Genomic DNA, 19,040 nt, shown 5'->3' with positions numbered 1-19,040 from the left:
CAAAAAAAAGCTGTGAAAACGAGCCTTTGCGCTCGTTTCACAGCTTTTCTTACTCTGGACGTTGCAGTGTAAATCTTTCGCCGAGCTTGACATAATCATTGCCGGTCATCCGGCCGACAGGATTCAGCGCAACCGGATCGATGTGCCCCTGTTCGTCATACAACGTTTCGTCGATATGGTAGAGCACGATCTCCCCGATCAGCAAGTCGCAGGCCGGCTCTTCCTCAGTCCCGCCGAGCGGAATGGAACGCACCAGCTTGCACTCCATCCGAATCTTCGCCTCCGCCAGTCCGGGAACGACAACCCGTTCGCTGCTCGCCGGAGTCAAACCGGCCCATTCCACCTCGCTCTCCTCTGGAGAAAGCGAAGCAGCCGTTCGATTCAGCTGTTCCACATAGGATGCGTCGGCAATATGGATGACAAACTCGCCTCGGGCGGCGGCATTTCTCGCCGTATCCTTTTGTTTTCCGCTTCTTCGCTGTACGGATATGGATACCATGGGCGGATTGTCGGCTACGATGTTGAAATAGCTGAACGGAGCGGCATTCAATGTCCCGCTGTTCGACAGCGTGGTGACCAGAGCAATCGGCCTTGGCACGATACTGCCGATCAGCATTTTATAATTGTCCCGTTTGTTGAGCTCATTAGGATCAATCGAGCGCACCGCTGTCCCTCCTTTATTGAATCGTGTTGCGGAACCATGACGCTGCAGCTTGGGCTTCGGAACCCGTTAATTGGTGTCCAAACTGTTCCCAGTGCACGCTTACCTCCGCTCCGGCTCCCTCAAGCAAAGCGGCCAGTTCCTCCGTCTCATGCGGCGGACAAATCCGATCGTTCGTGCCAGCTGCAATAAAGACGGGCTTTCCATGCAAATCCGGCAGCTCCTTGCCGCGGATCGGCACCATCGGATGATGCAGCACAGCGCCTCTCAACGAGTCGCGTTCATGGAAGAGCATGCTGGCTGCAATGTTCGCTCCATTGGAATAGCCGACGGCGACAACATTGTTCCTGTCAAAGCCGTACTCGGCTGCGGCCTGATCGATAAACTCATTCAGCTCCTGTGTACGGAAAACCAAATCCTCTATATCGAATACGCCCTCAGCCAATCTGCGAAAAAATCGCGGCATGCCGTTCTCCAGCACATTGCCTCGTACGCTAAGCACGGAGGATTCAGGGGAGATCATCTCCGCCAGCGGAAGCAGATCGTTCTCCGTTCCTCCAGTTCCATGCAGGAGCAGTAATACCGGAGCCGAGTTATCGGCCCCTTGGACAAATATATGCTTCATATTCATATTTTCGCTCATAGCTGATCCTCCTCCAGCACCCGCACCTCAATGGGAGGCAGCAGAGCCACGATTTGTTCGCGGTATTTCTCATACCATTCCGGCAGCATCAGCTGCTCGCCGAGATGCGCTTGGTCCTCGTCGCGGGCAAAGCCCGGAGGATCGGTTGCGATCTCGAATAAAATGCCTCCCAGCTCGCGGAAGTAAATCGCATTAAAGTATTGTCTGTCGACAATCGGGGTCGGCTGGTAGCCGCTGCTCTCCACATGAGCCCGCCATCTTTCATGCTCCGCGAAGTCTTTGGCGCGCCAGGCGATATGGTGGACCGTTCCTGCCCCGCCAGCACCGCGCGGCATTTCATTCACGTTCACGTCAATAATATTGCCCAGCTCGCCGAACGAACGGAATCTTGCGTATCCGGCGTCCTCACCGGTTTTCTCCAGACCCATTACCTGTTCCAGCAGGCTGGCCGTGCTCGCAGGCGCCAAGCTGAACAGCACCGCACCGCCAAAGCCTTTAATCGCTTTATCCGCTGGAATGCCTCCGAACGTCCAGGTGCTGTTTGGCCCCTCTTGACGGGCGACCAGCTCCGCTTGCATGTTGTCGGGATCTCCGAATTGCAGATATGTTTCACCGAAACGAGTTGTCTCCAGCACTTCTACGCCGAATTTCGCCAGACGCTCGCGCCAGAAATCAAGCGAACCCTCAGGAACGACATAAGTCGTAATGCCGACCTGCCCGGCGCCAATTGTTCCGAGACGGGAGCCTGCCGAAGGGAAGAACGTAATTATCGTTCCCGGGCTGCCTTGCTCGTCGCCAAAGTACAGATGGTAAACTTCTGGCGCATCGAAGTTAATCGTTTTTTTCACGAGGCGCAGTCCAAGCAACCCTGCATAAAAATCAACCGTTGCTTGCGCATCTCTTACAAATGCCGTAATGTGATGAATTCCTGCTGTTTTCATAATGTACACTCTCCTTAGTTTATAAAATGGATGCTGCGCACTGCCTGATCTATCGCGTTATAGCAGCCGCATTTACACTTGAGTTATTTGCTTTGCGGACATGTTCGCTCTACAACACTCGCAACGCCCAGCTACTTGTAAGTGCCCTGAGCGTGCTTGCCTAGCTTCTTCAGCAAGCTGCTGGCCAATCGCTTCTCTTCGGCCGTTAAGCCGTCAACCGCTTGCTCGATGACTGCCGTATGAACCGGGAAAACCTGTTCGATAAACTGCCGGCCAGCCTCGGTAATTTCCGCATAGGTTAGCCTCCGGTCTTCGGTGGAAGCTTTGCGGCATACCAGCTCCTTCTTCTCGAGCTTATCGACCACGTAAGTGATATTGCCGCTGCTCATCAGCACCTTCTCTCCGATCTGCTGCAGCGGCTGCGGCCCCTTATGATGAAGGAGCTCCAACACGCCGAACTCCGTGCGGTTCAATCCATGCTTGCGGATGTCGCGATCGGCATGAGCGTTCACCCATTGGCTGGCGCGAGACAGTGCGATATATAAATCCAACGATTCGTTTGAATTTCCCATAATCGTTTTGGCCTCCCTTGCGAATATCTTAAATTTAATTATCTTAAATTAAAGATAAATGATAAACCGATCTTTGTCAAGCATAGTCTCTCCAGATTTTCTAAAATGAATCAGCGCCTTTGACCATCCATAAAAAATCCGCTGCCGCACCATTACTTGAGTGGCGCAGCAGCGGTATCCTTACATTATTTAAGCCACTGGCCTCCCGCCAGCTTTCCTTTGGCGAACACCGCTTGGCGTAAAGGCGCCGCTGCGATCGCATGCTCCGGGTTCATGGCATCGACCAGCATAAAATCGGCTTTATCGCCCACTTGCGGCACAAAACCGCCGTTTGAAATAAGCGGGTAAATTTGCAGCAGTTGATCGCTTAGCGTCCACCCCAGCTTCTCTGCCAAACGAGAACCTCGCGCCAGCAAGTCGCCGCTGCCGAATGGGCTCCATGCATCCAAAATATTGTCGCAGCCCACGCCGACTTTAACCTCTGCGGCAATCAGCCGATCGACTGGAGGCATCGGACGATCAATCGGCACGCTCGTAATAATCGCCACTCCTACCTCTCGCAGCCTCAGAGCCAGCTCTGCCAGCTCATCCTCCCCGACTTGTCCAAGACCGTAAGCATGACTAACTGCGGTTCTCCCTTGCTTGCCCGCTTCCGCCGTCATATCCGTGAACCGGTCGATCGTATACAGGCCAAGATGAGCTGCATCGTGCAAATGCAAATCGACCCCTGCGTCGAATTCGACGCTCAGCTCAAACATCGCTTCCAAACTTCGCTCCAGCTGCCTGTCGAGGCCCGCCGGGTCGACGCCTCCTACTAGATCGGCGCCCGCCCGCAGCGCTTCCTTCATCACTTGCCTGGAGTCCGAACGCAGCAGACCCTGCTGGGGGAAGGCGACGATCTCGATATCCATTAAACCTTTGTACTGCTCCCTCACCGCCAGAACGTCTTCCAAATGGCGGAGACCGATGACCGGGTCGACATCGATATGCGTCCGTATAGACGTTGTTCCGTAATCAAGCAGCCTGTCCAGCATCCTTCTCGCGCGTTCTCCTGCCGTCGTCGGAAGCTCGGACAGCATTCGCTTTTCGAACGCAAGCTGTCCCGGCAGCGTAACGAACGGCTGCAGCGGCTTCCAAGGCTCACCCAAAAAATGCTTGTCCAAGTGGATGTGATGATCGTGCAGAGCAGGCAAGTAGAGCAGCCCTTGCCCGTCCAAGTCGTGATCTGACGCTTTCTCCCCTGCGGCTTGGTCAGCAGGTTTAATATCAGCAAAGACGCCCGCCTTTTGATCCAGCACGAGATTGTACAGACTTTGGCCAATCCGAACGCGATTCAGCTTTAACGTCGTCATATTCGCAGCACATCCTTCCCGTTTTCGCTCAAACGATCCCATTTTCTCTTCTCTATCATCATACATTCGATTGTTGGCGCTGTCATTGTTCATAACAGCTAAAAAAGCGATGGGTGCATGAGACTTTGCCGCCAATTCCAATATGCCGCTTAACGCAAAGAGAAGCTGTCCTTCGAAAAGGACAGCCCCGCTTCGTAACTGCTTCCGCTTATTGCGAGCCTTTGCCCGGTTTATTCGGGTTCGGGTTCGACTGGCTGCCGCCTACGCCGCCCTTGCCTTGATTGCCCGCGTTGCTGCCGCCGACACCGCTTTTGCCTTGGTTGCCAATATTGCTTTGGTTGCCGGTGTTGTTGCCGGCGTTGCTGCCACCTACGCCGCCTTTGCCTTGGTTGCCAGCGTTGCTGCCGCCGATACCGCCTTTGCCTTGGTTTTCGGTTGTGCCGCCTACGCCGCCTTTACCTTGGCTGCCGCCAATGCCGCCTTTGCCTTGGTTCTCGGTCGTGCCGCCGATACCGCCCTTGCCTTGGCCGCCGCCGATTCCTTGGCCTTGGCCTTCACTGAAGCCTCTGCCTTTAAATTCGACTCCGCCTTTGCCGCCGCCTGCACCGCCGCCTGCGCCACCTCCAGCTCCGCCGCCTGCGCCACCACCAGCTCCGCCTCCAGCTCCGCCGCCTGCGCCGCCTCCAGCTCCGCCGCCTGCACCACCACCGGCTCCGCCGCCTGCACCGCCTCCAGCTCCGCCGCCTGCACCGCCACCAGCTCCGCCGCCTGCACCACCACCGGCTCCGCCGCCTGCACCACCACCGGCTCCGCCGCCTTTGCCGCCTCCAGCTCCGCCGCCTGCGCCAGCTCCAGCTCCGCCGCCTTTGCCGCCTCCAGCTCCGCCGCCTGCACGGCCTCTGCCGATCGCTTTCGCTTTGCCTTTAGCTTGGCTTTTTACCAAAGCCGGGTATTTGACTTTGTTGTACGAGTAAGTAATGGATTGAAACGTTTTGCCATCAACTTTGCCGGTAACGGGTAAACCGTGCTTCTTCTGGTAATGCTTTACACCTTTCGCAGTCGTAGCATCGTATTTGCCGTTAATCGGGCCGGAATAGCTGCCAACCGATTTCAGCATACCTTGGATGACGTAAATGTCCGGTCCTTTTGCTCCCTTGCCGACAGCCAGCGCCGTATGGGGAACGTTGACCATCAGCACGAACGCAAGCGCAAACATCCCGATCAACTTACCTATGTTCCGATAATGTTTCTTCTTATCTCCGCGGGAGGAAGTGCTCCAATCCCATTTCATTGACTAACACCGTCCTTATCTCTGGTTGAAAGTATTTTTACAACCCTTACTATTTCCCATCTTTATATTTTCATTACGTTCTAGGCAATCTTTTTCAAAATTATCTACAGGCTTCCTAGAAAGCCTTCTCCATCCTTGCAGCCCCCTCGTATACAAACGCAAAAAAAGCCCCGAACCGCAAGTTTCGGAGCTTTCTATTGTGCAGAAAAGGCTGTTAATCCAAATATCCAGCCAATCCGGCATCAGTCAAATAATCCATTTCAGCTTCCAGTATCGTTTCAATCGCAAGCTCATCCAGCTTGACATCCGGCCGCCCAGATACGTAATCAACAAGATCGTCAATGTCGATCTCAATATCGCCTTTTGAATTTTTGCTCGCTTGCTTCTGAATAAACGCTTGCTCGTGACGAAGCACCAGCTCAATGGAATTGGCGTCAACGCCCGTCTTTTCTTTCAAATATTGCAGCAGCTCTTGTTCGTTGATTGGCTCGCTCATTGCAGTCATCTCCTGTTCTATGCCTTTCGGACATTGTACCATGCAAACGGCCGTTTAGCATCTCAGGGTAAAAGGCAATCCTGAAGCTCGCTACTCATAACCATTCATTAATCGAGATAGGCATCAAGCGCTCGCTCCGCCCGGAATCGCGGCCAACTCCAGGCCTGCCAGCTGCGATCCCGCGCGGCCAGTTCTTCCCGTCGGGCGGCCAGCTCATCTCTCAACTGCGGATAGCGATCCTCCGCAAACCGAATGACCAACGGCATCGCATCCGCCGACAACCCCGCCAAGTAGCCGGCGTCAAGCTTGCCGGTAGCTTCGTACCTTGCGATATTGCGCGAAGCAATCGCGTGGTCAATGCCTGCATAGTTTATCGCAACGTAAGCGAGCAAACTGATTGCAATGTACCAGCGGAACAGCGACAGCTTCTCCTTGGCGATGCGGATGCCGGCGACCGCGAGCAGCAGCGCCAAATAGATCATAAAGGCATGCACAAGAAAGCGCGTATACGTATAACCATATACGTCCTCGTACAAAGCCAACCTTGAATATGCGGAAATGAGCATGACCCCGGTACAGCCGACCAGCGTGTAGAGCATCGAACGAACAACGAGCCGCATTCCCTTCGTTTTCGTGCCCACAAACAGCAGCGCTCCGATCAATAACGCGAAATTGATGGCGGCAACGATGACAAGCTCGATAAAGCCGCTTCGCGCATATTCGGCATACGTCCGGTCTCCCGGCACAATTCCTTTTAGCACATCGAATAAATAAGAGAACTGCAACGAAACAAATAACAAGTAAACCGCGTTTACGGATATAAGAACAGTTAGCGCGATTAGAGGATCGAGACGAGGCGCTTCAGGCCGTTCTACCTCCGTTACCTGCTTCTCCCGGTCCTCCCGGACAGGCTGCACGTACCCCCAGACATAGCCGAAAAAGCAAAGTCCAACAGCGACGATCCACACTAGTCGGCCAATACCGTCCGCCAAGGACAAGTTGCCGAGCCATAGCGGGATGTGGTTCATCGCCCGCATAAAGGTCGTATCAGCGGAAGCGAGCAGCGTCACAACGATAATCAGAAGCGGCACCGTAAACCCGAGGCCGATCAGCACTTTGGATATGGCGCTCCGGTATCGGCTGTCCATCCTGGAGAAGGCGGCGCCTTTCGTTAATCGAAAAGCGGTCCCCCAATGGAGAAATGTTCGGAACAGGAGGTGCTCCGCAGCCTTCCCGAGCAAGCGAGGATCGGCCCAGTCCGGCCGGTTGCGGCCGAGCAAATAAGTCATATGGAAAGCGATCAGGATCGGAATCGCCAGCGCGTTCAAGCTTTGCAAGAACGAATTGTCAAACCATACGTATGTAAAAGAAAGCAGGACCACCGCTCCGGTCGTCAGCCAATGAAACAGCGTAAAGGGACGGCGCCGGTCTCTGGCGTTGCCAAGCATGAATAGATAGAAACACAAGACGAACAAAGGATACGAAACGCCGAATTCTCGTCCGTAAAACAGATATTGGTGCAGGATGGCTAGCGCTGCCGAACAAAGGCCGACTATCACAGCTCGCCGCTTGTCGGATTCCATAATCCGCTCCTGCAAAATCGTTTCCGTCATCAACACAACCCCCACGTTTTTGTTAAGCCTTATTTTAGATGGTAAAATAGGAAAATAAATAGAAATAATTCGGTTCGTTTTTTCCTATTTTACGAATAGAGAGGAGTTCGGTTCGCCATGAAGCTGCACGGTCAATACTTGCGTTTGCATTCAAGGTTCGGCCTGACGGGCGAAGCTGAGGTGACAATGGACGAGCTGGCGGCTGTACTGGACTGTACAAGACGAAACGCGATGAATATCGTTCAGAGCATGACCGAACGAGGCTGGATCGATTGGCAAGCCCGGCGCGGCAGGGGGTTGCGATCCACTCTCACGTTCCTCGCTCCGCCTGAGGATATCGCTGCCCAAGCGATGCTGCACACGATGAACCAGCGTGATATCGGCCGCGCTTTGGACCAGATCAGCGCTCACTCAGATGCAACGGCGCTGCAGGATCGTCTGCAAGGCTGGCTGCTCTCCTACTTCGGCCACCACTCCGAGACGCAGACCGGCAAGCGAATCGACACGCTGAGACTGCCGCTGCGGGAGCAGATTCAGACAGTCGATCCTTTGTCCATCAATTTGCTGGCGGAATCTTTCGTTGCGAGCCACGTCTTCGACGGCCTCGTTCGCCGGGCGCCGGAAGGAGGCAGCATTTTGCCCAATCTGGCTCATGCTTGGGAAACAGATGCGGAACGGAAGCGATGGACTTTTTATTTGCGCAAGGAAGTACTCTTTCATAACGGCAAGGTGATGACAGCCGACGATGTCGTTTACTCGCTTCAACGGCTTGCCGGCACCTCGCGCCGGATGCTGTACAGCTCTATTATTAAAACGGTGGAATCGGTGAATTCGCCTTATCCGCATACCGTCGTCGTCGTTTTGAAAGAGCCAAACGAGCTGTTTCTGCCCTTTCTGTGCACGACCCGCGCAGCCGTTGTTCCTCGCGATTTGGAACAGCTCGGAGAGCGGTTCGGAACCGCCCCGGTCGGCACCGGTCCATTCAAGTTAACTGCCCTAAACGGACGGCGCTGCGTTCTGGAAGCTTTCACGCATTACTTCCAAGGCCGCGCCCATATCGACCGCGTTGAAATCTTTCATGTACCATGGAACTTGCCTGACGAAACGGACGACAAGGCCGAGCAAGCATCGCCTTTCCATGTTGTCCATAACCCGCAAGATGGGACGGACGGCGATTGGAGCCAGATCAACTCCCCAGCCTCCGTCCGCAAGTTCATGACGTGTAATACGCATCGTCCTGGAGCTTTAGCCGATCCGCAAGTGCGGGCCGGTCTGTTCGCCTGCTTAGAAGGAATCGAGCCGGACAAGAGCCCAGCAGCCGACATTCCTGATAAAACGATTCGAATGGCAACGATCGACTCCTATCGCCACGATGCCGAGCTCGCGGCGGAACGGCTAAGGCGCTGCGGCTACTTGATAAGCGTAACGGCTGTTTCGGCTGAGGAGTTCAAAGGCCCCATACGCATGGAGGCGGATCTGATCATTTTCTCTCTGCTGCGCGACCGGGACGAGCAGCTTCGATTGTTCGACCTATACAGGACGATCGCTTCGCATATCGATCCTCATATTCGGCTCGATATGGAGCTGCTGCTGACGCATATCGCCAAGCAGCCTGACCCTGTGCTGCGAGAAGAAGCTTTCCGTAAAATCGAACGACAGCTTATCGCCGAGCATCAGCTTCATATTTTGTATGAAAAGCCCGTCCAGACCGCTTACCTGCCCTCCGTTCGCGGCGTTACATTCAACGCCCAGGGCTGGATCGACCTGCGGCATCTTTGGTTTCCGCCTCAATAACGGGAACTGGAGAGAGCCCTGCGAGAGATGGCAGAAAGGAAATCCGTGAAGCTGCAGCGAATACAACATCACAACCTTACAACCTATTTGAAGGAGAGATGGATTTGCTGCGCAAATACGGCCTGCCAGTGCTCATTCTCATCATGAGCGCCCTGTACATTTTTGTCGTTCCCGACGAGCCTTTCGCCGTCAAGCTGCTCTTCAAGCTTGTCCCGATGTGGCTCATTATCGCTTACGCTTGGCTGGAAAGCCCGAAGAATCGTAAGCGCTCTCATATCTTGCTTTTGCTTGGCTTGTTTTTCTGCATGCTGGGCGACGGCTTGCTAGTCTGGTTTGTCGTCGGATTGAGCGCTTTTCTGATTGGACATCTCTTCTACCTGTCCGCCTTCCTTGGAAAATGGCGATTTACCAAATGGCGCTTCGCTTCCGTTGTGCCAATTGCGGCGTATTCCATCGTTATGGCCAGCTATTTGCTGCCGGCAGTGAAGGACGGGGGTAACGGCGCTCTGCTTATTCCGGTGCTGCTGTATCTCATTGTTATTGCGCTAATGTGCTGGTCAGCCATTATGACCGGGCGGCTCTGGGCCGCCGTCGGCAGCGTCTTGTTCGTCATCTCCGATTCCGTTCTCGCGTGGAACAAGTTCGTCTCCGACGTGCCGCATGCCGGCATATGGATCATGGTTACTTACTACGCAGCGCAACTTCTCATTGCCCGAAGCATACGAACGATCGACGGCGGCGATTCCGGTGTATCCCAACCGCGTCCAATAGACGATTCGACGGGATTGCGATTATCTTGACAGTCAATTTAGTACCAGGTTCTATAATCTTGTGTTAAAATAGTCTCCATGAACAGCCGCTGCAAGGATGCGCCGACGCATTTCCTTACAGCGAGCCGTGAAACAGATGGAGGCGTAGTTTCAATGAATGGAATAATGGCCGGAACAAACATAATCGTAATGGGGGTCGCAAACGAGCGCAGCATCGCTTGGGGCATCGCCAAGTCGCTGCATGAAGCCGGCGCGAACCTCATTTTTACTTATCGGAAAGAACGCTCTTATCAAAAGCTGACACAGCTGCTTGCCGCCAACGGCATCGAGCCGCTGCTCTGTGTATCTTGCGATGTCGCTGACGACGCCAGCATTGCGCAGGCGTTCCAAGAGATTAAGCAGCATGTGCCGGTCGTGCACGGCGTTGCCCACTCCGTCGCTTTCGCTGAGAAGGATAATCTGCAAGGCGAATTCGTCGACACCTCGCGCGAAGGCTTCCTGCTTGCACAGGATATTAGCGCCTATTCGCTTGTCGCTATCGCTCGGGAATGCCAATCGCTGATGACCGAGGGCGGCGCAATCGTCACTCAAACCTATATCGGCGCCGAACGAGTGATGAAAAACTATAACGTAATGGGCGTGGCTAAAGCGGCTCTGGAAGCAAGCGTCCGCTACTTGGCCGAGGATCTTGGCAAGCGCGGCATTCGCGTCAATGCCGTTTCCTCCGGACCAATCCGCACGCTTTCCGCCAAAGGTGGCGTCTCCGGCTTCAACGACATCGTCAGCGCGATGGACGAGAAATCGCCGCTGCGCAAAAATGTCGATCAGGACGAAGTCGGCGACGCGACGATGTTCCTGCTCAGCCGCTTGTCCCGGGGCATCACCGGCGAAGTGCTGCATGTCGACTCGGGCTACCATATTATCGGATAATGGCCATGCCCGCCGTACGCGTATCATTGTCTAAAATACAAGAAGGACGCCAGCAATCCGCTCGGCGTCCTTCTTGTTTATAGACATTCTGGAAGCTCCCGTTCTTTTATTCGAAAACGGTAAACTTCAACTCTTTTTCCTTCAAATAATCAAGTATTGCTGGCAGTGCCTCAACGGTCATTTTCTTCTCGTGAAGAACGTAGATTCCTCCGGAAGGATCCGTGTTCTTGAAGTAATCGACGATATCCTCGGAGTTTTTCACATTCCAATCCTCAGGATCGCGATTCCACATCAGCACTTTCATTTGTTGCCCTTCGATCAGCTTCACCAGGCCATCGTTAATAGCCCCATACGGCGGACGGAAGATCGTTACCGGCTTGCCGGTCGTTTCCTCCAATCGCTCGTTGGTTAGATTAAGCTCATCCAGCGCCTTCTCGGCCGTTAAACCAGTCAGATTGCTGTGACGATACGAATGATTTCCGATCGCCATATCGTGCTCGCTTGCGTAAGCAACCGAATCTGGGAACCGTTTCGCATTATTGCCAATGAAAAGGAACGTGGCTGCGGCATCGTTCTGCTTTAAAATATCAACGATTTGCTTCGTATAAGCCGACGGACCGTCGTCAAACGTCAACGCGACATAGCCTTTCGGCAAGCTGTAAAGCGGCTTGTCTCCGCTTAATGCAATGCTCTCATAGCTGGTCTCGGGTTCCTCCGTTAGTTCAGGGGCTTCCGAGTTGGTGCTAGTTTCTTTCGTTTCTGCTGTTAATACTGCGTGCTCCACTTGCACTTGATTAGTTGTGGTCTCCCCAAATGCCGGCACTGCATATCCCATCGCTTGTACGGAGCCGATAAAAGGCAGCCGGGACATTAGGTCGGACTCCGCCGGCTCCCCGGCAGCATCCTCTTCTGAACCGGCCGCTACGACGCGAAAACGCGAATCGTCCTGATCATTGAACAGCTTGCCGTCCAATCCGATGCTTATAAGCGTAATGATCAGAACAAATATAGCAAAACGAAGTGCAATCGAACCGAACGTCCCTCTGTCTCCAAAAGCCAAAGCATTCGCGAACGCATTGCGTGATCGTCTAGCTTCCGCTTGCTGCGAACCGCCAGATGCTTCTGTCGAGCCAGGAGCCGCATCGGAAGGCGTAAAGGCTGTCGCCGGTACGATTCCTTTTCTTAGCTGCTCAATGGTCTCCGCATAGGCGGCGGAGCATTCGAAAGGCACTTGCTCGATGCTGTCTTTCTGAATTCGGCTGTAACTGCTGTTATGTATGTGGCGATAAGGATCCGGTTTCGAATACAGCGACAGGCGGATCCGTTCGCTTTCGCTAGGCTTGGCCGAAGAAAGCTGGTTATAGGTCATTACGTCGATTTCAATGAAATAAACGGCCTTCTCTTCGTCCTTCGTCACGCATATCTCCATGCGATAAGCGGATGGTTCCTGCACCAGCGACAACAGTTCAATCAGCAGGACTGTATTGGTGTTCATGATGTCCGATTTCCCCTTATCGTTTATGTGACGTCATGCCATTAGCCATATGAATGCTTTTCCGATTAATCCTTTGTATTCGCGCTGCCCGAAGAAGCTTGTCCAAACGGCGCCGCCATGCGGTTCGTAAATTCGTTGATCATGTCGGACAAGTAATTCTTTTCTTGACGGATCGTTTCGTATTTTTGACGCATATGAGTGCCCTCGGCCTCCAGCCTTCCGATCTTTTCTTCCAGCTCGGTAACCCGTTTCGCTTGTGCGGCATTCGTTTCGTTATGCTTTTGCAGCAAAGCCGTATATTTCTGCTGTTCGAGATCGATGACGCTTTGCAGCTCCTCGGTTTTGACCGACATCGCCGATTGCAGCTCGCGATAGTCTTCCATTACCTGATCGACCTTCAAATTTTTCTCGATGAGCTTGTTTTCCAGTTCGCGGATGCTTTTTTCCCGCTCATCGATTACTTTATTTAAATTTTTAACATCCCGATTTAAACGCTCAACATGACCGTTTGCATGATTCAATCGGTCCTGCAGCTCCTGGATATTCATTTCGGCATGCTGTCTGGCTTGAATAATTTGCTCGACAGCAAATACGAGATCAAGCGACTTTTTGTCTAAATTTGCTTTATTTGCATTGATGGACGACATGTCCAAAACAGCCTCCTCAAGCTCCTCCGGATCTTGTCCGTCCGTCAGTTGCTCCTCGGCGCCTTCCGCCGCAGCCTCTTGCCGGATCGGCTTTCCCGCCGTATCCTTTTTCTTGAAAAAAGGAGAAATCATTGCCCGCTACCACCCCTGATCGATATGTAAAATACTGTCGAACATAGTTGATAAATATTATAGAATAATTATACATTGTCGAAGCGATAGTTTATATCTCTATTTGATTAAATAGTATATTAGTCCTAGTTAATGGCAGGAATCCGATAGGTAAATACAACTATAGACACAGTTCTCTATCTCAAAATAAGACAAAGAGCGCCTGCTCGGCGCTCTTTGTTTTCTTTAATTTAACATTCTCCCTAGACGTAATCTTTCGCGATCGCCCGAACACGCTCCACGCCTTCCCACATATCGCCGGGACCGTCGTAGATCAGCGTAATCGGACCGTCGTAACCGCTATCCGGCAGAAGCTGCAGCAAATCGCGGAATTCAGCTTCGATTGGGCGACCCTCAACGTCGAACTCCGGTTTCGCATGAACGGAGCCGCAGAACGGCAGAATGGCGGCGAGCTCTTCGCGCCGGACCTCTTTGACGAAATTGCCGAAGTCGCCGATCAGTCCGATCGCATCGCCGAGGCGCGACTTGATCGCCAAGCAATTAGCGGAGGTGGAAGCCAGCGGTCTGAAGTTTTCCGTTACAATGCGCACGCCATGCTTCTCCGCCCAAGCGGCCAGTTCGGCCAAGCTTTCGTACGCCCGCTCCAGCGCCTCGGCCGAATCCGGCTGAGCTTGTCCCGCAATGATGCGGATGTGACCAGCTCCCGCCTGCGCCGCGATGCCGATCCACTCCTTCGCCAGCGCCATATCGGACGCACGCCGTAATTCGTCGCTGGACGATATGTCCCCATAATCGAGCAGCAGCGTATGAAACGCTACGCCGGAAGAGCGAAAAGCTTCGCGCAGCTCAACCAAATATTCGGCATCGGTGCGAGGAATATGAAAATGGCACACGTCAACCGCCCCAAAGCCTTTTTCAGCCAATACGGCCGGCAGTTCCAGCAGCGTTGTGGTCTCCGGCTGCGGATCCACATGCGTATCGTGGCGCTTCTCCTCTTCGTTCCAGACTGTCCATCGCAAAGGACCAAGATGGCGGTGGATGCTCCATGTATTCATCGAGAAATAAGACATTCGAATTCACTCCCGTTTGATTGAAATAAAAGTCTCTTTTCTCCTTTCTTCACCGGCCTCCCTATCCCTTTACCCGATTTTGCCCGGTTTCCATTGTATCTTGTCATTACTAATGCGGGCGCAACAAAAAAGACGGGGATGCCTCCCCGCCTTGCCTATGGCCACCCTTATACAGCAGCCGATTTCTTCATTTGTTTGCTTCGCAGCTGTCCGCATGCCGCATCGATGTCGGCGCCGTGCTCAAGGCGGACGCTGACGCTGATCCCGTTCTTTTTCATCACGTCGTAGAAAGCTTTGACGTCTTCCTTCTCGGTCCGCTGGTATTGACTGTGCTCATCAACCGGATTATACGGAATGAGATTGACGTTGACCAAGCCTTTGCGCTCTCCGTCGCCGATCAATTGAACGAGCTCCAATGCATGCTCGCGCTGATCGTTGACGCCTTTCAGCAAGATATATTCAAGCGTAATGCGCCGTTTCGTCTTCGATAAGTAATAATCGATAGCCGGCATCAGCTTTTCAAGCGGATACGCCTTGTTGATAACCATAATTTTCGTCCGCAGCTCGTTGTTCGGCGCATGAAGTGAAATCGCCAAGTTTACTTGAAGCTTCAAATCGGTAAACTCGTAGATTTTATCCGCAAGTCCGCTTGTGGAAACGGTAATATGCCTTGCCCCGATCGCCAAACCTTTATGGTCCTTGACGACATTCAGGAAGTTAACCAAATGGGTCATATTGTCGAAAGGCTCGCCAATACCCATGACAACGATATGGCTTACTTTGTCCCCGTTGCCCGCTGCGTCCAGGTGCAGCTGCGCTTTCATAATCTGCTCGACAATTTCTCCTGCCGACAAATCGCGGCTTTTCTTCAGCAGACCGCTTGCGCAGAAGCTGCAGCCGATGTTGCAGCCGACTTGCGTCGTTACGCATACCGATAGACCGAACTTATGGCGCATCATGACCGTCTCGATCAAGTTACCGTCGTACAGCTTGAACAGAAACTTGACTGTGCCGTCAGACGACTGCTGCTTCACGTGCTCTTCCATCGTCTTCATCGTAAAATGCTCTGCTAGAAGCTCGGTACAAGCGGGGTTGACCTCGGTCATCTCCGTGAATTGGACTACCCGCTTCCGGTAAAGATAGTCCCATACTTGGGTCGCCCGGAATTTCCGGTGTCCGCGTTCTTCCAGCCAAGCGGTCAGCTGCCCCAATGTAAGTCCATATATAGAAGGCTTGTTCATCATTTTATTGTTATCCTCTTTCCGAAAGAGCTTCCGCGAGCGGCCCAAAGCCGCTATTTTCAGCGAAAGCAGTTATATAGTTTTATATCAAAAATAGGCCGCGAATACAAGAAGAGCGGGCACCTGCCGCCGTTAGTCGTTCAGCCCGTTATCTTCCAGCATCGCGTACTTATCGCCGTATTCCTTCACAATGTGGGTTTCTCCCCAGTTGCAGAGCAGGTCGAGAATCGGTTTTAACGTCCAGCCGTACTCTGTCAGTTCGTATTCGACCTTGGGGGGAACCTGATTGTAGACGATGCGGTTAACAATGTCGTCGCATTCCAGCTCGCGCAGCTGCTGCGTCAGCATTTTTTGCGTAATGGCCGGCATTACCCGTTTCAGATCGCTTGTTCTTTTCTTCCCGTGTGTCAGGTGGCACAAAATAACCGATTTCCATTTGCCTCCGATGACCTCAAGCGTCGCTTCCACTGAAATATTGTATTTCTTCTTGGCTGGCGTTTCCACCGTCATCTTATTAACCTCCTCTGTGCTAGGCGGGCTGCGTCGCATTGGGTATCCGCTTTGCTTTCTTACTGCTTTTATCTTCTTGAAAAATCGTGATTCCTTGCGCCTGGCACTTACCAAAACCGAGCCGTCGGTACAGGCACCAAAAAGTATCTATAATACTTCAAAGTACCTAGAGCACTCCAAAGTACGTACTGTTCATTTCATTCCTCATAAATCATAATAACATCTACCGGCCGGTTGATAAAAGAAAAATAGGGGTGGAACGATATGTCATCTGAACGGAAACAAAGCATGATCGCGCTGCTCGCTTTGGCAGTCAGCGCCTTTGCCATCGGAACGACTGAGTTTATCAGCGTGGGCCTGCTTCCGCTCATTGCCGATGACTTGCATATATCCGTCACAACAGCAGGCTTGACCGTAACGCTGTACGCAGTCGGCGTTATGCTGGGCGCACCGATCCTTACCGCGCTAACCTCGCGCGTATCACGCAAAACACTTTTAATTGCCGTCATGATCGTCTTTATCGGCGGCAATGCGCTCGCTGCGTTTTCAAGCAGCATCGCCGTGCTTCTGACGGCGAGAGTGATATCTTCCTTGTCTCACGGCTTGTTTATGTCTATCGGGTCGACGATCGCTTCGCAATTGGTACCGGAAAACCGCAAAGCGAGCGCCATTGCCGTTATGTTCTCCGGCCTGACGATCGCTACCGTTACCGGCGTGCCTCTTGGCACGTATCTCGGCCAGCAGTTGGGATGGCGAGCCGCTTTCATCGCGATTACGGTGATCGGCATTATCGCCTTGATTGCCAACTGGCTGCTTATTCCTTCGGGGCTGCGCAAGGATGCTTCTGCGCGTATGTCCGATCAGATCAAGCTTCTGAGCAACGGTCGTCTGCTGATGGCCTTTGCCGTCACAGCGCTCGGTTACGGGGGCACCTTCGTTGTGTTCACTTACTTGTCGCCGCTGCTTGAGCAAGTGACCGGCTTCCGTCCGGAGACGACCGCTCTCATCTTGCTCGGCTATGGCATCGCCATTGCGATCGGCAACGTTATCGGCGGCAAGGCTGCCGACCGCAAGCCGGTAAACGCCTTGTTCTACATGTTTGCCGTGCAGGCGGTTGTCCTGCTCGTTTTATACTTCACGGCTCCTTACAAAACAGCCGGTTTATTGACCATTTTGCTAATGGGGCTGTTCGCCTTCATGAACGTGCCCGGGCTGCAAGTGTACGTCGTGACGCTTGCCGAACGAAGCGTACCGCAGGCCGTCAGCGTCGCTTCTGCGTTCAATATTGCCGCCTTTAACGGAGGCATTGCTATCGGCGCTTATTTGGGCGGTATCGTCACCGATCATCTGGGATTAATTCACACCACATGGGTCGGAGCTGTCATGGTGCTTGCGGCCGTCCTGCTTACCGGCAGAATCAAAACGCTGGAGAAATCATTCTTATCCTAAACGACATTGGAGGAATTTATAATGACTACCCCAAACCATTTGCAAGCAAGAACGAAACTGAACAACGGCGTTACAATGCCTTGGCTTGGCCTCGGCGTATTCCAAGTCGAAGAAGGCTCGGAGCTCGTTGAAGCTGTTAAGTCAGCCATTCGCCACGGTTACCGCAGCATCGATACGGCAGCGGTCTATGCCAACGAAGCCGGTGTCGGCCAAGGCATTGCAGAAAGCTTGAAAGAATTGAATCTGCCGCGTGAAGACCTGTTCGTGACCTCCAAAGTATGGAACGCCGACCTCGGCTATGAAGAGACGCTCGCCGCTTTTGACGTAACGCTTGCTAAGCTAGGCCTTGACTATCTCGACCTTTATTTGATCCATTGGCCTGTAGCCGGCAAATACAAAGAAGCGTGGAGAGCGCTCGAAGAGCTGTACCGTAAAGGTAGAGTGAAAGCGATCGGCGTCAGCAACTTCCAGAAGCATCATCTCGAAGACCTGCTGCAGGACGCGAAGGTTGTGCCTGCCGTCAACCAAATCGAGCTGCATCCTTACTTGAGCCAGCAAACGCTGCGCGACTTCGGCAAAGCCCGCGGCATTCAAATCGAAGCGTGGTCTCCTCTGATGCAGGGCCGTCTGCTCGATGAGCCTGTGTTGAAAAGCATTGCCGAACATCACGGCAAATCGATCGCTCAAGTCATTATCCGCTGGGATTTGCAGCATGGCATCGTGACCATTCCAAAATCGACAAAAGAACACCGCATAATCGAGAATGCTTCGATCTTCGATTTCGAGCTGTCAGCGGATGATATGGCCCAAATCGATGCGCTGAACCGCGATACTCGCGTAGGTCCAGACCCCGACAACTTTGATTTTTAAGGAATAGCCTGAAGGGATTGCATCAAACCCCGGCCCTTGCACGCGTACATTTTTGTATGCGGACGGGGGCCTTTTTTCTCGCTCAAACTGTTCTCTGGTTTTTGTCGGTCGTGCTCCGGCAAGGCTGTCGGGCGAATAATTGGCGGCAGAACCTCCATAATAGAAGCGAAGTGTGATTTTATGAAATCGGAGGGGATCAAACGAACATGGTCGACAATCTGGAAAGCAATTATAACTGCGCTCAGGCAGGCGACGACCTGCATCAGCTGAAGCAGGAGCTAGCCGCCCTGCGCGGCAGCGGCAGAGAAGACGAGGAGTCTCAGCAGGAGATTAACCGGCTGGAAAATCAAATTCAGTTTATCCGCAATAAATGTGACTTTCATTAAAAAACAGCAGCCCGGTCCGCTTAAGACGAACCGGGCTGCTGCTTTATGATTGCATGCCTCAAATCAACTGGCATTTGTACCATCAGCTATCTGAAATCTGAATGCTCGGATTGTTCGAGCAGCGGCCGCCCGCAACCTGGATAACTTGTCCAACCGCAACTTCAACTCGTCAGAGGC

The 19,040-nt window shown here is 53.0% G+C and carries 19 protein-coding genes; 6 read left to right on the top strand and 13 right to left on the bottom strand.

Features of this window, described 5'->3' with window-relative positions; all coding sequences use genetic code 11:
* Positions 1 to 49: 49 nt before the first annotated feature.
* From ACFVTB_RS08945 to ACFVTB_RS08910, 8 genes are all read right to left on the bottom strand, one after another.
* Entirely contained in the window at positions 50 to 616 is a 567-nt protein-coding gene (locus tag ACFVTB_RS08945) for a flavin reductase family protein (protein ID WP_387747923.1), read from the bottom strand.
* Between the two features lie 61 nt (positions 617 to 677).
* A complete protein-coding gene (locus tag ACFVTB_RS08940) occupies positions 678 to 1,286 on the bottom strand; it encodes an alpha/beta hydrolase (RefSeq protein WP_387747921.1) in 609 nt (202 codons plus the stop codon).
* 14 nt (positions 1,287 to 1,300) lie between these two features.
* A complete protein-coding gene (locus ACFVTB_RS08935) occupies positions 1,301 to 2,245 on the bottom strand; it encodes a ring-cleaving dioxygenase (protein ID WP_387747584.1) in 945 nt (314 codons plus the stop codon).
* A gap of 131 nt (positions 2,246 to 2,376) precedes the next feature.
* Entirely contained in the window at positions 2,377 to 2,817 is a 441-nt protein-coding gene (locus tag ACFVTB_RS08930) for a MarR family winged helix-turn-helix transcriptional regulator (RefSeq protein ID WP_387747582.1), read from the bottom strand.
* A 185-nt stretch (positions 2,818 to 3,002) separates the two neighbouring features.
* Positions 3,003 to 4,169, bottom strand: coding sequence for an amidohydrolase family protein (locus ACFVTB_RS08925; protein ID WP_387747580.1), 1,167 nt, complete (start codon positions 4,167 to 4,169; stop codon positions 3,003 to 3,005).
* 208 nt (positions 4,170 to 4,377) lie between these two features.
* Complete coding sequence (locus tag ACFVTB_RS08920) at positions 4,378 to 5,460, bottom strand: peptidoglycan-binding domain-containing protein (protein ID WP_387747578.1); 1,083 nt, start codon at positions 5,458 to 5,460, stop codon at positions 4,378 to 4,380.
* A 214-nt stretch (positions 5,461 to 5,674) separates the two neighbouring features.
* Positions 5,675 to 5,956, bottom strand: a complete 282-nt coding sequence (locus tag ACFVTB_RS08915) for a hypothetical protein (RefSeq protein WP_387747576.1) — start codon at positions 5,954 to 5,956, stop codon at positions 5,675 to 5,677.
* A 107-nt stretch (positions 5,957 to 6,063) separates the two neighbouring features.
* Positions 6,064 to 7,569: a DUF4153 domain-containing protein gene (locus ACFVTB_RS08910; RefSeq protein WP_387747574.1), complete on the bottom strand. Its 1,506-nt coding sequence runs from the start codon at positions 7,567 to 7,569 to the stop codon at positions 6,064 to 6,066.
* A 117-nt stretch (positions 7,570 to 7,686) separates the two neighbouring features.
* Here ACFVTB_RS08910 and ACFVTB_RS08905 point away from each other — a divergent pair, with 117 nt between their 5' ends.
* From ACFVTB_RS08905 to fabI, 3 genes are all read left to right on the top strand, one after another.
* Positions 7,687 to 9,363: an ABC transporter substrate-binding protein gene (locus ACFVTB_RS08905; RefSeq protein ID WP_387747572.1), complete on the top strand. Its 1,677-nt coding sequence runs from the start codon at positions 7,687 to 7,689 to the stop codon at positions 9,361 to 9,363.
* A 98-nt stretch (positions 9,364 to 9,461) separates the two neighbouring features.
* Positions 9,462 to 10,163, top strand: a complete 702-nt coding sequence (locus ACFVTB_RS08900; protein WP_387747570.1) for a lysoplasmalogenase — start codon at positions 9,462 to 9,464, stop codon at positions 10,161 to 10,163.
* A 123-nt stretch (positions 10,164 to 10,286) separates the two neighbouring features.
* Positions 10,287 to 11,063, top strand: coding sequence for an enoyl-ACP reductase FabI (fabI, locus tag ACFVTB_RS08895; RefSeq protein ID WP_387747568.1), 777 nt, complete (start codon positions 10,287 to 10,289; stop codon positions 11,061 to 11,063).
* Positions 11,064 to 11,169: 106 nt separating this feature from the next.
* On the opposite strand, the gene ACFVTB_RS08890 is transcribed toward fabI, so the two are convergent.
* The 5 genes from ACFVTB_RS08890 to ACFVTB_RS08870 form a co-directional block, all read right to left on the bottom strand.
* Entirely contained in the window at positions 11,170 to 12,558 is a 1,389-nt protein-coding gene (locus tag ACFVTB_RS08890; protein ID WP_387747566.1) for a polysaccharide deacetylase family protein, read from the bottom strand.
* Between the two features lie 65 nt (positions 12,559 to 12,623).
* Entirely contained in the window at positions 12,624 to 13,337 is a 714-nt protein-coding gene (locus ACFVTB_RS08885; RefSeq protein ID WP_387747564.1) for a hypothetical protein, read from the bottom strand.
* Positions 13,338 to 13,579: 242 nt separating this feature from the next.
* Entirely contained in the window at positions 13,580 to 14,407 is an 828-nt protein-coding gene (locus ACFVTB_RS08880) for a sugar phosphate isomerase/epimerase family protein (protein WP_387747562.1), read from the bottom strand.
* Between the two features lie 167 nt (positions 14,408 to 14,574).
* Positions 14,575 to 15,648: a dual-specificity RNA methyltransferase RlmN gene (gene rlmN, locus ACFVTB_RS08875; protein ID WP_387747919.1), complete on the bottom strand. Its 1,074-nt coding sequence runs from the start codon at positions 15,646 to 15,648 to the stop codon at positions 14,575 to 14,577.
* 132 nt (positions 15,649 to 15,780) lie between these two features.
* Positions 15,781 to 16,158 carry a winged helix-turn-helix transcriptional regulator gene (locus ACFVTB_RS08870; protein WP_387747560.1) on the bottom strand — a complete coding sequence of 126 codons (378 nt, stop codon included), beginning with the start codon at positions 16,156 to 16,158 and terminating at the stop codon, positions 15,781 to 15,783.
* Between the two features lie 264 nt (positions 16,159 to 16,422).
* Here ACFVTB_RS08870 and ACFVTB_RS08865 point away from each other — a divergent pair, with 264 nt between their 5' ends.
* The 3 genes from ACFVTB_RS08865 to ACFVTB_RS08855 all read left to right on the top strand — a co-directional run bounded on the left by ACFVTB_RS08865 (position 16,423) and on the right by ACFVTB_RS08855 (position 18,863).
* Complete coding sequence (locus tag ACFVTB_RS08865; RefSeq protein ID WP_387747558.1) at positions 16,423 to 17,607, top strand: MFS transporter; 1,185 nt, start codon at positions 16,423 to 16,425, stop codon at positions 17,605 to 17,607.
* Between the two features lie 21 nt (positions 17,608 to 17,628).
* A complete protein-coding gene (locus tag ACFVTB_RS08860; protein ID WP_387747556.1) occupies positions 17,629 to 18,477 on the top strand; it encodes an aldo/keto reductase in 849 nt (282 codons plus the stop codon).
* Between the two features lie 206 nt (positions 18,478 to 18,683).
* On the top strand, positions 18,684 to 18,863 hold the full coding sequence (locus ACFVTB_RS08855) for a DUF2524 domain-containing protein (protein ID WP_387747554.1): 180 nt from the start codon (positions 18,684 to 18,686) through the stop codon (positions 18,861 to 18,863).
* The last annotated feature ends 177 nt before the right edge of the window (positions 18,864 to 19,040 follow it).

Source organism: Paenibacillus sp. NPDC058071 (genome assembly GCF_042885235.1).
Taxonomy (GTDB): Bacteria; Bacillota; Bacilli; order Paenibacillales; family Paenibacillaceae; genus Pristimantibacillus.
The sequence above is the reverse complement of the archived record's forward strand: the minus strand, read 5'-3'. Positions and strand labels throughout refer to the sequence as shown.

What these genes read in the sequence shown, in the direction of transcription:
- ACFVTB_RS08910 (WP_387747574.1), bottom strand. Translation starts at nt 7,569, where the DNA reads ATGACGGAAACGATTTTGCAGGAGCGGATTATGGAATCCGACAAGCGG.
- ACFVTB_RS08870 (WP_387747560.1), bottom strand. Translation starts at nt 16,158, where the DNA reads ATGACGGTGGAAACGCCAGCCAAGAAGAAATACAATATTTCAGTGGAA.
- ACFVTB_RS08880 (WP_387747562.1), bottom strand. Translation starts at nt 14,407, where the DNA reads ATGTCTTATTTCTCGATGAATACATGGAGCATCCACCGCCATCTTGGT.
- ACFVTB_RS08945 (WP_387747923.1), bottom strand. Translation starts at nt 616, where the DNA reads ATGCTGATCGGCAGTATCGTGCCAAGGCCGATTGCTCTGGTCACCACG.
- ACFVTB_RS08935 (WP_387747584.1), bottom strand. Translation starts at nt 2,245, where the DNA reads ATGAAAACAGCAGGAATTCATCACATTACGGCATTTGTAAGAGATGCG.
- ACFVTB_RS08915 (WP_387747576.1), bottom strand. Translation starts at nt 5,956, where the DNA reads ATGAGCGAGCCAATCAACGAACAAGAGCTGCTGCAATATTTGAAAGAA.
- ACFVTB_RS08900 (WP_387747570.1), top strand. Translation starts at nt 9,462, where the DNA reads ATGGATTTGCTGCGCAAATACGGCCTGCCAGTGCTCATTCTCATCATG.
- ACFVTB_RS08920 (WP_387747578.1), bottom strand. Translation starts at nt 5,460, where the DNA reads ATGAAATGGGATTGGAGCACTTCCTCCCGCGGAGATAAGAAGAAACAT.
- ACFVTB_RS08885 (WP_387747564.1), bottom strand. Translation starts at nt 13,337, where the DNA reads ATGATTTCTCCTTTTTTCAAGAAAAAGGATACGGCGGGAAAGCCGATC.
- ACFVTB_RS08905 (WP_387747572.1), top strand. Translation starts at nt 7,687, where the DNA reads ATGAAGCTGCACGGTCAATACTTGCGTTTGCATTCAAGGTTCGGCCTG.
- rlmN (WP_387747919.1), bottom strand. Translation starts at nt 15,648, where the DNA reads ATGAACAAGCCTTCTATATATGGACTTACATTGGGGCAGCTGACCGCT.
- ACFVTB_RS08925 (WP_387747580.1), bottom strand. Translation starts at nt 4,169, where the DNA reads ATGACGACGTTAAAGCTGAATCGCGTTCGGATTGGCCAAAGTCTGTAC.
- fabI (WP_387747568.1), top strand. Translation starts at nt 10,287, where the DNA reads ATGAATGGAATAATGGCCGGAACAAACATAATCGTAATGGGGGTCGCA.
- ACFVTB_RS08940 (WP_387747921.1), bottom strand. Translation starts at nt 1,286, where the DNA reads ATGAAGCATATATTTGTCCAAGGGGCCGATAACTCGGCTCCGGTATTA.
- ACFVTB_RS08855 (WP_387747554.1), top strand. Translation starts at nt 18,684, where the DNA reads ATGGTCGACAATCTGGAAAGCAATTATAACTGCGCTCAGGCAGGCGAC.
- ACFVTB_RS08860 (WP_387747556.1), top strand. Translation starts at nt 17,629, where the DNA reads ATGACTACCCCAAACCATTTGCAAGCAAGAACGAAACTGAACAACGGC.
- ACFVTB_RS08865 (WP_387747558.1), top strand. Translation starts at nt 16,423, where the DNA reads ATGTCATCTGAACGGAAACAAAGCATGATCGCGCTGCTCGCTTTGGCA.
- ACFVTB_RS08890 (WP_387747566.1), bottom strand. Translation starts at nt 12,558, where the DNA reads ATGAACACCAATACAGTCCTGCTGATTGAACTGTTGTCGCTGGTGCAG.
- ACFVTB_RS08930 (WP_387747582.1), bottom strand. Translation starts at nt 2,817, where the DNA reads ATGGGAAATTCAAACGAATCGTTGGATTTATATATCGCACTGTCTCGC.